The organism is Streptomyces sp. GESEQ-4 (genome assembly GCF_017948455.1).
Taxonomy (GTDB): domain Bacteria; phylum Actinomycetota; class Actinomycetes; order Streptomycetales; family Streptomycetaceae; genus Streptomyces.
The window spans coordinates 67623-81643 of the sequence record NZ_JAFFSU010000006.1; the positions used below are offsets into that span (position 1 = coordinate 67623).

Below are 14021 nucleotides of genomic sequence, written 5' to 3' on the forward strand. Positions count from 1 at the left end.
GGAAGGCACGACCATGGCGGGACCCGTCCTGGAAATGCGCTCGATCGTCAAGACCTTTCCCGGCGTCAAAGCGCTGTCGGACGTCACTCTGACCGTCCAGCAGGGCGAGGTCCACGCCATCTGCGGGGAGAACGGCGCCGGCAAGTCGACCCTGATGAAGGTCCTCTCCGGCCTTCATCCGCACGGGACGTACGACGGTGAAGTCCTCTTCGAGGGAGAGGCCTGCAAGTTCAAGGACATCAAGGCCAGCGAGCATCACGGCATCGTGATCATCCATCAGGAGCTGGCCCTGATCCCCTACCTCTCCATCGCGGAGAACATCTTCCTCGGCAACGAGCACGCCACCCGCGGGATCATCAGCTGGACCGAGACGCTGCGGCACGCCACCGAGCTGCTGCGGCGGGTCGGTCTCAGCGATCACCCGGACACCCGCGTCGCCGACATCGGCGTGGGCAAGCAGCAGCTCGTGGAGATCGCGAAGGCGCTGTCGAAGAAGGTGAAGCTGCTCATCCTGGATGAGCCGACCGCCGCCCTGAACGACGAGGACAGCGGCAAACTCCTCGATCTCATCCTGGAGTTGAAGAAGCAGGGCATCACCTCGATCATCATCTCCCACAAGCTCAACGAGATCCGCACGGTCGCCGACTCGGTGACGATCCTGCGCGACGGCCGCACCATCGAGACGCTGAACGTGAAGGCCCCGGAGACCACCGAGGACCGGATCATCAGCGGCATGGTCGGCCGGGACCTGGAGCACCGCTTCCCGGAGCGGACGAAGCACGACGCCGAAGTGGGCGCCGCGGCGGCTCTGGAGATCCGCGACTGGACCGTGTTCCACCCGATCGACCAGCAGCGCAAGGTGGTCGACGATGTGTCGCTGACCGTGCGGCGCGGGGAGATCGTCGGCATCGCGGGCCTGATGGGCGCCGGCCGCACCGAGCTGGCGATGAGCGTCTTCGGGCGCACCTACGGCCGGTACGCGGGCGGTTCGGTCTTCAAGGACGGCCGGGAGATCCGTACGAAGTCGGTGGCGGAGGCCGTGAAGCACGGCATCGCGTATGTCACCGAGGACCGCAAGCACTACGGCCTCAACCTCATCGACACCATCGGCCGGAACATCTCGCTCAGCGCCCTGGGCAAGGTCTCCAAGCGCGGGGTGGTCGACGAGCACGAGGAACGGCGGGTCGCCGAGGGCTTCCGCAAGTCCATGAACATCAAGGCGCCGACCGTCTTCGAGCCGGTGGGCAAGCTGTCCGGCGGCAACCAGCAGAAGGTCGTCCTCAGCAAGTGGATCTTCGCGGGTCCGGATGTGCTGATCCTGGACGAGCCGACGCGCGGTATCGACGTCGGTGCCAAGTACGAGATCTACACCGTCATCGACCAACTCGCCGCGCAGGGCAAGGCGGTCGTCTTCATCTCGTCCGAGCTGCCCGAGCTGCTCGGCATGTGCGACCGCATCTACACGATGGCCGCGGGCCGGCTGACCGGTGAGTTCTCGCGGGCCGAGGCCTCACAGGAGACGCTGATGCGTCAGATGACCAAGGACAAAGAGGTAACCCGATGAGCACGGATGTGACCGCCAAGACGCCGGCCCCCGCGCCGGCCGGAAAGGGCGGTTCGAGCACAGGCGGCGGCCTGTTGCAGCTGATGCTGGACGGTATGCGCCGCAACATGCGGCAGTACGGCATGCTGTTCGCACTCGGCCTGATCGTGGCGCTGTTCGCCGTGTGGACCGACGGCGATCTGCTGCTGCCGCGCAATGTCTCCAACCTGGTGCTGCAGAACAGCTACATCCTGATCCTCGCGATCGGCATGATGCTCGTCATCATCGCGGGCCATATCGACCTGTCGGTCGGCTCGTTGACGGCGTTCATCGGCTCGATGGCAGCCGTGTTCATGGTCAAGAACGACCTGCCATGGCCGGTCGCGGTGATCCTCTGCCTGGCCATGGGCGCGGTCGCGGGCGCGGCACAAGGGTTCTTCATCGCGTACGGCGGCATACCGAGCTTCATCGTCACCCTCGCGGGCATGCTGATCTTCCGCGGTCTCACCGAGATCTTCCTCGAGGGCCAGACGCTGGGCCCGTTCCCGGAGGGGCTGCAGAAGGTCTCCAACGGCTTCATGCCGGAGGTCGGGCCGGAGACCAACTATCACAACATCACGTTGTTGTTGGGCATCGGGCTGATCGCGTTCGTGGTCTTCCAGGAGTTCCGCGACCGCCGCCGGCAGCAGGAGTTCGACCTCGACGTCCTGCCCACCAAGCTGTTCCTGCTGAAGCTGGTCGCGCTGGGCGCCGCCATCCTCACGGTGACGTTGATGCTCGCCAGCTACAAGGGCGCCCCGATCGTGCTGCTCATCCTCGGTGTGCTGCTGGTCGGCTTCGGCTACGTGATGCGCAACGCGATCATCGGCCGCCACATCTACGCGATCGGCGGCAACCTCCCGGCGGCCAAGCTGTCGGGTGTGAGGGACAAGAAGGTCACCTTCCTTGTCTTCGTGAACATGGGCATGCTCGCGGCCCTGGCGGGTCTGGTCTTCGCCGCCCGCTTCAACGCGGCCTCGCCCAAGGCCGGACTGAACTTCGAGCTCGAGGCGATCGCGGCCTCGTTCATCGGCGGCGCGTCGATGAGCGGCGGCGTAGGCACCGTCCTCGGCGCGATCATCGGCGGTCTGGTCCTGGGCGTGCTGAACAACGGTATGAACCTCGTCGGCATCGGCACCGACTGGCAGCAGGTCATCAAGGGCCTGGTCCTGCTGGCGGCGGTCGGCTTCGACGTGTGGAACAAGCGCAAGGTCGGTTCGTGAGTCGTCCTCGGGCCCCGCTCACAGAGCGGGGCCCCTCCATTTGCAGGAGCCGCACATGGAACTGAACAGACGAACGGTCATCGCCGGAGCAGCGGCGGCGGGCATAGCCGCCACCACGCTCGGCGGCACCGCGCACGCCACGGGAGGCAAGAAGCCGGTGAAGTCGCTCTTCGGCAAGCTCGCCGACGGCACGAAGGTCCACAGCTGGTCGCTGGAGAACGGGGGGACGCGGCTGAAGGTCCTCTCCTACGGCGGCATCGTCCAGTCCCTGGAGATCCCCGACCGGCGCGGGCGCTACACCAACGTGTCGCTCGGCTTCGACAACATCGAGGACTACGTCGCCAACAGCCCGTACTTCGGCGCGCTGATCGGCCGTTACGGCAACCGCATCGCCAAGGGCAAGTTCACCCTGGACGGCAAGAACTACCAGCTCGACGTCAACGACGGCGAGCAGAGCCTGCACGGTGGCGCCAAGGGCTTCGACAAGCGGGTGTGGAACGTCGAGCCGTTCACCAAGGGCTCGGACGTCGGCCTGTACCTGTACTACACGAGCGTCGACGGCGAGATGGGCTACCCCGGAACGCTGAAGACCAAGGTGACGTACACCCTCACCCGGCACGGCGACTGGCGCATCGACTACGAGGCCACCACCGACAAGGCCACCGTCGTCAACCTCACCAGCCACGTCTACTGGAACCTCGCGGGCGAGAGCAGCGGCACCATCTACGACCACGAACTGTCCATCGCCGCCTCCCGCTACACGCCGGTCGACTCGGGGCTGATCCCCACGGGCGAGCTGGCGAGGGTCGGGGGCACGCCCTTCGACTTCCGCTCCACCAAGACCGTCGGCGAGGACATCCGCGTCCCCCACCAGCAGCTGCTGTACGGCAAGGGCATCGACCACAACTGGGCGCTCGACAAGGGCATCACGGCCCGGCCGCAGCACGTCGCCACCCTCCGCGACCCGTCCTCGGGCCGCACGATGAAGATCGCCACGACCGAGCCGGGCCTGCAGTTCTACTCGGGCAACTTCCTCGACGGCAGCTTCGCCGGCACCGGCGGCAGCATCTACCGGCAGGGCGACGCGCTGTGCTTGGAGACACAGCACTTCCCGGACTCGCCGAACCAGCCGTCGTTCCCGTCGACAACGCTGCGACCTGGGCAGACGTACCGTTCGACCACGGTTCACTCCTTCGGAAAGTGACCCTGCTTCACAGCAGCTTCACAATTTTCCACCGAATCCACAGCGGTTGAACAGCGCCTCATAGGCATCCGTATCTAAGGGCGGCCCGCGCTCCCCCGCGCGGGCCGCCCAAAGACGACGGACCCGGTCGTCCCCACCGGGTCCGCCCCATACGGAGGTTCCATGGCTGAGAACGTCACCTCGCTGTTCCGCAGCACGGCGGCGCACAGCCCGTCGATGGCGGCGCTGACCCGCGAGGGCGGCGACGGAGCCGGTCCGATCGACTTCTGTATCCCGTGCAACCCGTACTTCCCCACGCCCGCGATGTTCGACGACATGGCGGGCCGGTTGCGCGACATCATCACGTACTACCCCAGCAGCGCCGACACGATCACGGCCGAGCTGTGCAACCTCCTCCAACTCCCGCCGCAGGCCGTCGCGATGGGCAACGGCTCGACCGAGCTGATCACCTGGATCGACCACCTGATGGTGCGTGAGTCCCTCGCCATCCCCGTCCCCACCTTCGGCCGCTGGACCGACCAGCCGATGGAGACCGGCAAGCGGGTCGACATGTTCCCGCTCCAGGAGTCCAGCGGCTTCGCCCTGGACCTCGCGCAGTACGCCGAGTTCATCCGGGCCCGCGGCACCCGCGTCGCCGTCATCTGCAACCCGAACAACCCCGACGGCGGCTATCTGCACAAGCACGCGCTGGTGCAGTTCATGGACGCGATGGCCGACCGGGACCTGATCGTCATCGACGAGTCGTTCCTGGAGTTCGCGGACGCCGAGCAGGAGCCGTCGGTCGTCCAGGAGGCGATGCTCCGCCCGAACGTCATCGTCCTGCGCAGCCTCGGCAAGAACTTCGGCCTGCACGGCATACGCTTCGGCTATCTGGTCGCCAACCCGGCGCTCGCGGGCCGCGTCCGCTCGATGCTGCCGAAGTGGAACCTCAACGCCTTCGCCGAGCACGTGGTGTTCATGCTGAAGAACCACGGCCAGGAGTACGCCCAGAGCCTGCACCAGGTGCGCCGCGACCGCCTGGACATGGCCAGCCAGCTCTCCGCCCTGCCCGGCCTCACGGTCTACCCCTCCCAGGGCAACTTCCTCTTCGTACGCCTCCCCGTGGGCGCGGAAGGCACCGTGGTCCGGGACCGACTGCTCACCGAGCACCGGATCCTGGTCCGCGAGTGCGGCAACAAGATCGGTTCGTCCAGCCGCTTCCTGCGGCTCGTGGTGCGCCCTCAGGTCGACGTGCGTCGCCTGGTGTCCGGCCTGGAACAGGTGCTCTACGGGACCAGGAGGGGAGCCGCCGTGCCCGAGCTGGGTACAGGGACCAACTACAGCTCGGGTACGGCGGCAGTGGACCGGTTGATCGGACAGACCAACGGGGCGGGCGTGCAGGGCCTCGCGGCGCAGGCGACGGCCTCCGGCGGTATGGGGGGTCAGGGGCAGGCGGGGGCGCCCATGCCAACGCCGATGCCGACGCCTGCGCCGATGCCCGCGCCGACGCCGATGCCGGCGGCTGCTTCGGCGCAGTCCTATCCGCAGCCGGTTGCCGCGCAGGCGTATCCGCAGCCGGTGCCTCCGGCGGCGCCGCCGCCACAGCAGTTCCCGGCGCCCCAGCCGATCCCTGCGCCGCAGCAGCCCGTCCCCGCGCAGTTCCCGGCGGCCGCGGCGTCTGCGGCCCAGCCGACGGGGCCCACGCCGGTGGGGGTTCCGGCGCGGGGTGGGCTTACCGCTGCGCAGGTACGGGGTACTAATGGGCTGACTCCGGCGCCGGCCACTGGGTGGCCGAATGCCGGGAGTTGGCCTAGTGCGGCGGGGCAGGCGGGGTAGGTAGCGCCTTTTCGCCGTAGGGGTGCGGGGGCTTGGGCGGGTAGCGGTTCGTTGTGGCTTGTCGCGCAGTTCCCCGCGCCCCTTACGGGGCGATGTGCTACACGGCGTTCAGGCGCCACTGTTGGCAGTTGTTGTTCAGCCATGTCCACTGTCTTACGTCCGACCCGTCCGCGGTCGAGCAGTTCGCTACGTCCGCCACCTTGCCGGTCGCCTGATTCACGATCCGGACGTAGCCGTCAGCCGTCGCCTGGAACCTGAACCGCTGGCACGTGTTGTTCAGCCAGGACCACTGGCGTAGGTCGGTGCCGTCGACGGAGGAGCAGTTCTCGGTGTCGAGGACCTTGCCGGTGGCGGTGTTCACCAGGCGGTGGGTGTCGTCGGCCAGGTCTTCGAGGCGCCATTTCTGGTTGGTGCCGCCGTTGCACGTCCACTGCTGGACGTTGGTGCCGTCGGCCGTCGAACCCCCGGCCACCTCAAGGCACTTACCGCTGTTGCGGTTGGTGAGGGTGTACGTCGTGGAGGCGGAGGCCGGTTCTCCCGACGGGCCGGGCATGCTCGCGCCGAGGCGGGCCGGTGTGCCGAAGTTCGGGGTGCCGTCGGAGTTCCAGGTGAACTTCTGGGCGCGGGTTGTGCGGCCGTTGTCGCAGCCCTCGGAGGCCGCGTCGTTGGCGTGGTAGACGATCCAGTTCTCGGTGCCGTCGGGTGAGGTGAAGAAGCCGTTGTGGCCGGGGCCGTAGACGCCGGCGGAGTCGTTGCGCTGGAAGACCGGCGTGGACTTCTTGGTCCAGGAGGACGCGGAGAGCGGGTTGGAGCCGGTGAGGCTGAGCTGGCCGAGTTTGTAGTCGGGGGTCCAACAGCCGCTCGCCGAGTAGATGAGGTAGGTCCGGCCGCCCCGTTGCAGGATCTCCGGGCCTTCGTTCACCGAACCGCCGGAGGTCTCCCAGGAGTTGGTGGGGGTGGAGACGGTGGAGAAGCCGGTGGCGAGGGTGTAGGGGTTGGACATACGGGCGGCCACCAGGTTCTGGGTGCCTCCGCTCGCGCTGCCGAACAAGTACAGGCTGCCGTTGATCGTGGCGACCGTAGGGTCCAGCATCCAGGCCGAGTTGAGCTGGTTGCGGTAGGTGTACGGGCCCATGGGGTCGGAGCCGGCGCTCTCCAGGACGTGAGTGCGTTGGGTCGGGTTGTAGTCGGAGACGTTCTGGCCGGCGACGTAGTACAGATACCAGCGACCGTTGATGAAGTGGATCTCCGGCGCCCAGATGTTGCAGCAGCGGTTCGCCGCGTCACCCTTCCACACCTCCACGCTGGGCGCGGTGGCGAGCCCGGCGAGGGTCGTGGACTTGCGCATGGTGATGACGTCGGTCCAACTCGTCGTCACCATGTAGTAGTTGCCGTTGTGGTATGAGATCCAGGGGTCGGCGCCCTTCTGTGCCTTGACGGGGTTGGCGAAGGAGGCGGCGCTCGCGGAGGACTGTCCCAGGCTCAGCAGGAAGACCAGCGCGGCCAGCAGGGTCAGTAGGCGACGGGCCATCCGCTGCTCCAGTTCAGGAGGTTGATGCCGAGTTTGGGTGTGCCGTTGTCCTGGGCGTCGTAGTAGTGGTAGACGATCAGGTCGCCGTCGGCGTCGTTCATGATCGACTGTCCGCCGGGGCCGATGTAGCGGCCGTGGGACTCGAGGACGGGTGTCCCGCCGTTGTTCATCATCGCGACGCCGTTCTTGTCGTGGTACGGGCCGGTGACGCTGGTGGCACGGCCGACCTTGACCTTGTATGTGGAGCTGGTGCCGGCGCAGCAGGTGTCGTACGAGGCGAAGAGGTAGTAGTAGCTGCCGCGCTTGACGATGTACGGCGCTTCGACGGCCTTGGTGCCGGTCGGGCGGGAGGCGAGCGAGTACCGGGTGGTGTTGCCGGCGAGCTGCTTACCGGTGGACGGGTTGAGCTGGATCATCTTGATGCCGGTCCACCAACTGCCGAAGGACAGCCACCACTTGCCGTCGCTGTCGACGAACAGGTTCGGGTCGATGGCGTTGTAGTCGCTGGACGAGCCGGAGGTGTAGACGGTCCCCTGGTCGGTCCAGCTGCCGGGCCGGCCGGTGCTGGAGGTGGCCAGCCCGATGGCCGAGGTGTTCGAGCCGAACTTCGAGACGGAGTAGTACAGCAGGTACTTGCCGCCCTGGTAGGAGATGTCCGGCGCCCAGGCTTCCGGCACGGAGGAGTACGACGACCACCAGCCCGGGCGGGAGGAGAAGGCGTCGGCGCCCGCGCTGAAGGCGATGCGGTTGCCGGACGACTTGCTCGCGATGCCGCCGCCGGTGGCGTACAGCAGGTACTGGCCGGACGAGGTGCGGATCATCGTCGGGTCGTGGGTGACGATGGAGCCGGTGACGGTACCGGGGTTGGGGTAGGCCGACGCGCTGGAGGGGATGAGGGCCAGCAAGGCGGCGGCGGGGAGGGCGAGAAGAGCGGTTCTGGTGCGGCTCACGTGAACGCTCCTGTTCTGTATCTCGAACAACGATCGTCACTTCGGACGGAACGTAGAATCGAATCACTTGCGCGTCAATGACCCGCGCGGAAGGTCCACCTCCGCGAGGACGGTCTTGCCGGGAAGGTCCCGATCCAGCACCTCCCACCGGTCGGCCAGCGCCTCCACGAGGACGAGTCCACGGCCGTGTTCGTCGAGGGGACCCGGAGGCGGTACGTCGCCCGGCTTCGGGACGCCGGCTTCGGTACGGGTGTCACTGACCTCGACCCGGACGCTCCCCGTCGGCAGCGACAGCCGCAGCTCGAAGTCCCGTCCTGGGACCCGGCCGTGGGTCACCGCGTTGGCCGCCAGCTCGGCGACGATCACAGCGACGGCGTCAGAGACGGCACTGCCGTACGGGATGCCCCATTCGTGGAGCTGGTTCAGGGCAAGGTGCCGGGCGAGACGGGCGCCGCGTGGGGTGACGCTGAGACGCAGGGTGAACGTACGTACGGTAACCGGGGGTTGGGGGGTGAGCGGTGCGTGCATGCGCTCAATCTGGCGACTTCGGCGGGCAGTTCACCAGGTCGGCGGCGCGTACGGTGCGGGAGCGTACGCGGTTACGGGGTGGACAGTACGCGTGACTGGCCGTGACCATGTGTGCGGGAGGTGACCGACAGTGGTCGATGCGGCGGTGGGTGGCGGTGAGCCGGAGGCCTCGGACAGTCTGCGGACGTTCGGGGCGGTGGTGCAGGCGTTGCGGGAGCACGCGGGGCTGAGCCGGGAGGAGTTCGGGGAGCGGGTGGGGCTGTCCAAACACACCGTGGCTTCGGTGGAGTTGGGTCGGCGGATGCCGGATCCGACGTTCGCGGAGCGGTCGGAGGGGGTGCTGGGGAATACGGGCGCCGTACGGAACGCGGCCAAGCATCTGGCTCGGCAGCCGGGGTTGGCGGCGTGGTTCCGGCGGTGGGCGCAGCTTGAGGCCACGGCGATCACGCTGTACACGTACGAATGCCGGTTGATTCCGGGGCTGTTGCAGACGGAGGCGTACGCGCGGACCCTGTTCACGAACCAGTTGCCTCCGCTGAGCGACGAGCAGATCGAGGCGCAGTGGGTAGCGCGGGCGGAACGGCAGCGGCTGCTGCGGGAACGCCCGAACACGGCGTTCGCGTTCATCCTGGAGGAGCACCTGTTCCGTCGGCGAACGGGCGGTTCGGAGGTCACGCGGGAGCTCGTCGATCATGTACTGGAGATCGCCCAACTACGGAACGTGGAACTCCAGATCATGCCGACGGAGCAGGAGACCCACGCGGGACTGGACGGTCCCATGCGACTGCTGGAGACACCGGAGAACAAGTGGTTCGCCTACTGCGAGGGGCAGGAAAGCGGCCAGTTCATCGCCGACCCAAAGGTGGTCAGCATGCTTCAAATGCGGTATGCCAGGATGCGCTCACAGGCTCTCACTCTCAAAGACTCCATGAGCCTGTTGCAGCGGATGCGAGGAGACCAATGAGCACGTCCGACCTGGCCTGGTTCAAGAGCAGTTACAGCGGAGGCTCCGGCGACGACTGCGTCGAGATCGCCGTCACCCCCGCCACCATCCACATCCGCGACTCCAAGGACAAGCAGGGCCCTCAGCTCACCCTCTCCCCCACCGCCTGGGCCGACTTCCTCACTTACCCGGGCACTCCTTCCAGGCCAAGTGGTAGGTCGTGCTGATGTCGCCGTCGGTCGAGTCCATCGTCATGAAGCTGGAGCTGCCCGGCGTCGACGTGCCCGCGCTCACGCGCAGCTCTGTGTTGATGTTGAAGTTGCGCTCGACTCCGCAGGGCGACCAGACGATCTGGGCGTACTCCGTCTGGTCCGTGGCCTGCCAGTTGTCGTTGTAGACGCCGCTGAAGTTGTGGGTCTTGGACGCCGTGTTCGACGAGCCCTGGAAGTAGTACGAGGCCTTCTGCATGCCGGTCGCGCCGCGCTGGAGTGAGGCGAAGCCCCGGTAGTCCGCGCTGGCGATGCCGTAGGTGAAGCCGCCGGGGACGTGGACGATCAGGTTGAGCTGGCAGTTCTTGCGGAACGCCGTGGGGTCGGCGTTGCCGCCGACCTTGGCGAGGTAGTCGCTGTAGGTGACGGTGAAGGCGGTGTTGTCCGGGGAGACGGCCACGGCGGCCGTGCCCAGCGGGCAGCCCGAGCCGTTCACGGTGGCGATCTTGATGACGACCTTGTCCGCGGGCGGGTCGTCGAACGAGGAGGTCGGGGTCGCGTGCGCGGGCAGTGTGGCCGTGAGGAGAGCGGCCAGCGCGCCGCCGCTCAGCAGGAGTCCACGAGACATGGTCTCTCCAAAGGGTTGGGGGGTGGCTGTGTGCCTCCAGCCTTCGTTGAGTTTTGAAGAAACTGTGAGGTTTCTGTGAAGACGAGAGGCGTTCGCATCGTACGAGCCGCACGCACGGCCGTCATGGGCGAACTCCAGCCATTTACAACCCAGTTGAGCGAGCAGGGGCGGGTTCAGCGGGTCGAACGTTGGATCAGTTCGTACTGGGCGGACGTGGACTCTCCGGTGATGAGTCCGTAATTGCCGACGGACCAGAACTGTCCGGTGCGGCCGGTGGGCGCGAGAGCATCGATGTCGTACGCCTGGGTCTGGCCGCCGGGGACGGCGTCGCCCTCGACGGAGGTCCAGACGCCGCCGCGCAGGCGCCAGTAGAGGGCGGTGCCCTCGTAGCCGTAGCGGTCGCCGGAGAGCCAGACGGTGCCCTTGCCGTCGCCGGTGATGGCACTGGCCCACAGCCCGTCGACCGGCCCGGTGACGTCGCGCCAGCTGCGGCCGTCCCAGTGCAGCACCTTGCTCTGCTGCGGTTCGTCCTCGGTGTACGGGGTGAGTGCGGTGACCCAGACGCTGCGGGCGGACTCCTGGTACACGGACGTGACCGTGAGATCGCTGCCGGCCGGCGCGACGTCGGTCCACGAACTGCCGTCCCAGTGCATGAGCACGGACCGCCCCGGCTGGCCGACGTGCGCGAACTGCCCGACCGCCCAGGCGTCGCGGGAGTTGCGCGCCTCGATGGCGTTGATGAAGAGGCCGCTCTGGAGGGGTGTGCTCTGCCAGACGCCGTTGGCGTAGGAGTTGATCGCGGTGTCGCTCACCAGCCAGACCTTGCCGGGAACGGCGGCGAGCTTCGCGAAGCCGTAGCCCTTCTCCGCGGGCAGCGGCATCTGCGTCCACCGCTTCCCGTCGTAGTGGGCCAGGGTCTCGCCTTCCTGGCTCCAGCCGTACGCCCAGACGTCGTGCGCCGACACCGCGTCCACGGCGTACCACACGCCGGTCCCCGGCACCCCGGGGGTGGACTGCTGCTGCCAGGTCCTGCCGTTCCAGCGCAGGATGACGCCCTTGGCGATGCCGTCGATGTACTGGTGTCCCACGGCCCAGGCGGCGTTCGGACCGGCCGACGCGATGTCGGACAGCGCGGAGTTGTCCGAGAGCGTCCCCGCCAGGGAGGTGCGCCAGGCCGGAGCCGAGGCCTGGCCCGGGGCCGACGCGGCGGGAGCCGCACGGTCCGCCGCCGATACCGTGGCCGGGGCGACGGCCACGGTGGCCGCCGTTAACGCCGTGACGATCGCGATCTTGAGATACGTGCCTGTCTTCATGACTGCTCCCCGTTGTCTGCCTGCTACGGGGGTGCCCCGTGGATCCTGCAACTTCGCCCCCCGTGGTCAGTTGCTCACTCATGAGACCGCTCGCCCGGCCGGACGGTTGTGCCCATCACGGGTCAGGCCGGCTCAATCAGTTGTGGGCCGGCCGAGGAGGCTTGTACCGCACCAGTTCTGCTGGTGGAGATGGTCGAGCATGGCCGTTTCCGCCGAACCCGGATTGCGCCGGACGCCGACGAGGACGGGTTCGGTCAGGGAGGGCAGTAGTGGGCAGGCCAGTTCTTCGAAGCCTTCGGGGATGGCCGAGGCCGGGACCACGGTGACGCCCAAGCCCTGCGCCACGAGCCGCACCGCGGTGGAGATCTGTGACGCTCGGGCCACCGTGTGCGGGCTGAGGCCCGCGTCGGCGAGCAGGCGGGCGAGGTAGTCGTCGAGCAGGCTGGCGCGCCGGAACCGGATCCACCCCTCTGAAGCCAGGTCTTCCAGGCTCAGGGCGGAGCCGTCCGGGAGAAGCGGGTGCCCCTTCGGCAGGACGGCGACGTAGGCTTCCTCGCCCAGCGGGTGAGTGTCGAAGGTGCACCCGGCGGGGATGCGGTGCACGAGGAGCATGTCGAGGGTTCCCTGGCGGACCAGTCGTTCCAGGTCCGCGGGATCGGGTTCCTCGTGGAGAGTCACCTGCAGCTTCGGGTGGCGATTGCGCAGCTGCCCCAATGCCTGGGGCAACTGGCGTGATCCCAGGCCCATGTGGACAGCCATGATGAGTTCGCCTGCCAGTTCCCCGTCGGCGGCGCGGGCGGCCGTGATGGCACGCCGGGACGCGGTCGTCGCGATCTCCGCCTCCGCGAGGAAGGCCCGCCCTGCCACCGTCACCGTCACCCCGCTCGGGGTGCGGGTGAACAGCTGCACCCCGAGGTGCTTCTCCAAGGCGCCGATCTGCTGCGACAGAGAGGGCTGAGTGACCCCGAGACGTTCTGCTGCCGCTGTCATGGAGCCCTCCTCGGCGACGGCCAGGGCGTATTCGTATTGGCGCAGGTTCATTCGAAATCCAACCCTCGACATGACATAGGCGATGTCAATGCAGGATATACGTTGCCACTATTTGCCTCTATGTCAGGCCGGTCCTACCGTGGTGCACGCCCGGCGCGGCCACCAGGGCCGGAAAGCTGCCGCCCGATCTCGGCGCGCGCTGCCAGGCATCTTTTCTTTTCGAGGAGCACACCATGGATTTCGCGGGCAAGAGCGTTCTGATCACGGGTGCGGGGTCGCGAGGAGGTATCGGCGCCGCGACGGCGCACGCGTTCGCACGCGACGGAGCGTCGGTGGTGATCACCGGCCGCGACGCCGAGCGCGGGGCCGAGGTGGTGGACGACATCACCGCCGGCGGAGGAAAGGCCAGGTTCATCCTCGCTGATCTGAGTGATCTCGCCGACGTCGAGCGGCTGGCCGAGGAGGCGGGTGAGGTCGACGTGCTGGTCAACAACGCGGCAAGCTACAGGGCCAGCATCAAGCCGACCCTCGACCAGGACATCGAAGCGAACGCGGAGTCGTGGGACACCAACGTGCGCGCCACCTTCGTCCTCAGCACACGACTCGTCCGGGGGATGATCGAGCGGGGCGGCGGCACCATCGTCAACATCAGCAGTATCGCCGCCGCGATCGCCATGCCGCACATGGCGACGTATGGAGCGCAGAAGGCGGCCGTCGAATCCTTCACCCGCAATTGGGCCGCGGAGTGGGGCCGTTACGGCATACGCGTCAACGCGGTGGCTCCTGGGAACGTGAACAGCGACAACGTGGTGGACTTCATCGGCGCCGACCAGTTCACGGCGTGGTCCGAGGTCAACCCGCTCAAGCGCAACGCCACGCCCGAGGAACTCGCCGAGGTCATCGCGTTCGTCGCGAGCGAGCGCGCGAGCTTCGTCACCGGCCAGGTGATCGTGGCCGACGGCGGTCGCCTCGCCGTCTGAACGACGCGGCGACCACCGCCACCGCGAAGATCTCCGGCCGCCGGTCCGTGTGCGGCCGGAGACCGAGCCGGGTCACGACGCCGACCACCAGCCGGGCCGACGACGCATCCGCCGCAGTGCCTGAG

At 67.6% G+C, this 14021-nt stretch carries 13 protein-coding genes; 7 read left to right on the plus strand and 6 right to left on the minus strand.

Translation table 11 applies throughout. The features are described 5' to 3' along the window. Positions 1-13 precede the first annotated feature (13 nt). From mmsA to KCH48_RS14215, 4 genes are all read left to right on the plus strand, one after another. A complete protein-coding gene (gene mmsA / locus KCH48_RS14200; RefSeq protein WP_210573985.1) occupies positions 14-1564 on the plus strand; it encodes a multiple monosaccharide ABC transporter ATP-binding protein in 1551 nt (516 codons plus the stop codon). Further along, positions 1561-2805: a multiple monosaccharide ABC transporter permease gene (mmsB, locus tag KCH48_RS14205; RefSeq protein WP_210573987.1), complete on the plus strand. Its 1245-nt coding sequence runs from the start codon at positions 1561-1563 to the stop codon at positions 2803-2805. Before mmsA ends, mmsB begins: the two co-directional genes overlap by 4 nt. 55 nt (positions 2806-2860) lie before the next feature. Beyond that, on the plus strand, positions 2861-4009 hold the full coding sequence (locus tag KCH48_RS14210; RefSeq protein ID WP_210573995.1) for an aldose epimerase family protein: 1149 nt from the start codon (positions 2861-2863) through the stop codon (positions 4007-4009). Between the two features lie 162 nt (positions 4010-4171). Beyond that, the gene (locus KCH48_RS14215) at positions 4172-5824 is read left to right on the plus strand and encodes a histidinol-phosphate transaminase (RefSeq protein ID WP_210573997.1); all 1653 of its coding nucleotides are present in this window, start codon (positions 4172-4174) and stop codon (positions 5822-5824) included. Positions 5825-5921: 97 nt separating this feature from the next. Here the strand turns inward: KCH48_RS14215 and KCH48_RS14220 are convergent, their stop codons facing one another. From KCH48_RS14220 to KCH48_RS14230, 3 genes are all read right to left on the minus strand, one after another. After that, positions 5922-7355 carry a family 43 glycosylhydrolase gene (locus KCH48_RS14220; RefSeq protein WP_210573999.1) on the minus strand — a complete coding sequence of 478 codons (1434 nt, stop codon included), beginning with the start codon at positions 7353-7355 and terminating at the stop codon, positions 5922-5924. Then, the gene (locus KCH48_RS14225; protein ID WP_210574014.1) at positions 7337-8305 is read right to left on the minus strand and encodes an arabinan endo-1,5-alpha-L-arabinosidase; all 969 of its coding nucleotides are present in this window, start codon (positions 8303-8305) and stop codon (positions 7337-7339) included. The genes KCH48_RS14220 and KCH48_RS14225 overlap by 19 nt, the downstream gene beginning before the upstream one ends. A 63-nt stretch (positions 8306-8368) precedes the next feature. After that, positions 8369-8833: an ATP-binding protein gene (locus tag KCH48_RS14230; protein WP_210574016.1), complete on the minus strand. Its 465-nt coding sequence runs from the start codon at positions 8831-8833 to the stop codon at positions 8369-8371. Between the two features lie 130 nt (positions 8834-8963). Between KCH48_RS14230 and KCH48_RS14235 the strand changes: the two genes are divergently transcribed. Both KCH48_RS14235 and KCH48_RS14240 read left to right on the plus strand, forming a co-directional pair. Then, positions 8964-9797, plus strand: a complete 834-nt coding sequence (locus KCH48_RS14235; RefSeq protein WP_210574018.1) for a helix-turn-helix transcriptional regulator — start codon at positions 8964-8966, stop codon at positions 9795-9797. Further along, the gene (locus tag KCH48_RS14240; protein ID WP_210574020.1) at positions 9794-10003 is read left to right on the plus strand and encodes a DUF397 domain-containing protein; all 210 of its coding nucleotides are present in this window, start codon (positions 9794-9796) and stop codon (positions 10001-10003) included. The genes KCH48_RS14235 and KCH48_RS14240 overlap by 4 nt, the downstream gene beginning before the upstream one ends. Here the strand turns inward: KCH48_RS14240 and KCH48_RS14245 are convergent. From KCH48_RS14245 to KCH48_RS14255, 3 genes are all read right to left on the minus strand, one after another. Next, the gene (locus tag KCH48_RS14245) at positions 9957-10613 is read right to left on the minus strand and encodes a DUF4360 domain-containing protein (RefSeq protein ID WP_210574022.1); all 657 of its coding nucleotides are present in this window, start codon (positions 10611-10613) and stop codon (positions 9957-9959) included. The genes KCH48_RS14240 and KCH48_RS14245 overlap by 47 nt on opposite strands. A 173-nt stretch (positions 10614-10786) precedes the next feature. Further along, positions 10787-11926, minus strand: coding sequence for a hypothetical protein (locus KCH48_RS14250; protein ID WP_210574024.1), 1140 nt, complete (start codon positions 11924-11926; stop codon positions 10787-10789). Positions 11927-12058: 132 nt separating this feature from the next. Further along, positions 12059-12967 carry a LysR family transcriptional regulator gene (locus KCH48_RS14255; protein ID WP_210574026.1) on the minus strand — a complete coding sequence of 303 codons (909 nt, stop codon included), beginning with the start codon at positions 12965-12967 and terminating at the stop codon, positions 12059-12061. A gap of 182 nt (positions 12968-13149) precedes the next feature. On the opposite strand from KCH48_RS14255, the gene KCH48_RS14260 reads away from it, so the two are divergent. Further along, the gene (locus KCH48_RS14260; protein ID WP_210574028.1) at positions 13150-13896 is read left to right on the plus strand and encodes an SDR family NAD(P)-dependent oxidoreductase; all 747 of its coding nucleotides are present in this window, start codon (positions 13150-13152) and stop codon (positions 13894-13896) included. Positions 13897-14021 lie beyond the last annotated feature (125 nt).

Coding starts and splice junctions, on each gene's coding strand:
- mmsA (WP_210573985.1), top strand. CDS start 14: ATGGCGGGACCCGTCCTGGAAATGCGCTCGATCGTCAAGACCTTTCCC.
- mmsB (WP_210573987.1), top strand. CDS start 1,561: ATGAGCACGGATGTGACCGCCAAGACGCCGGCCCCCGCGCCGGCCGGA.
- KCH48_RS14210 (WP_210573995.1), top strand. CDS start 2,861: ATGGAACTGAACAGACGAACGGTCATCGCCGGAGCAGCGGCGGCGGGC.
- KCH48_RS14215 (WP_210573997.1), top strand. CDS start 4,172: ATGGCTGAGAACGTCACCTCGCTGTTCCGCAGCACGGCGGCGCACAGC.
- KCH48_RS14220 (WP_210573999.1), bottom strand. CDS start 7,355: ATGGCCCGTCGCCTACTGACCCTGCTGGCCGCGCTGGTCTTCCTGCTG.
- KCH48_RS14230 (WP_210574016.1), bottom strand. CDS start 8,833: ATGCACGCACCGCTCACCCCCCAACCCCCGGTTACCGTACGTACGTTC.
- KCH48_RS14240 (WP_210574020.1), top strand. CDS start 9,794: ATGAGCACGTCCGACCTGGCCTGGTTCAAGAGCAGTTACAGCGGAGGC.
- KCH48_RS14245 (WP_210574022.1), bottom strand. CDS start 10,613: ATGTCTCGTGGACTCCTGCTGAGCGGCGGCGCGCTGGCCGCTCTCCTC.
- KCH48_RS14250 (WP_210574024.1), bottom strand. CDS start 11,926: ATGAAGACAGGCACGTATCTCAAGATCGCGATCGTCACGGCGTTAACG.
- KCH48_RS14255 (WP_210574026.1), bottom strand. CDS start 12,967: ATGAACCTGCGCCAATACGAATACGCCCTGGCCGTCGCCGAGGAGGGC.
- KCH48_RS14260 (WP_210574028.1), top strand. CDS start 13,150: ATGGATTTCGCGGGCAAGAGCGTTCTGATCACGGGTGCGGGGTCGCGA.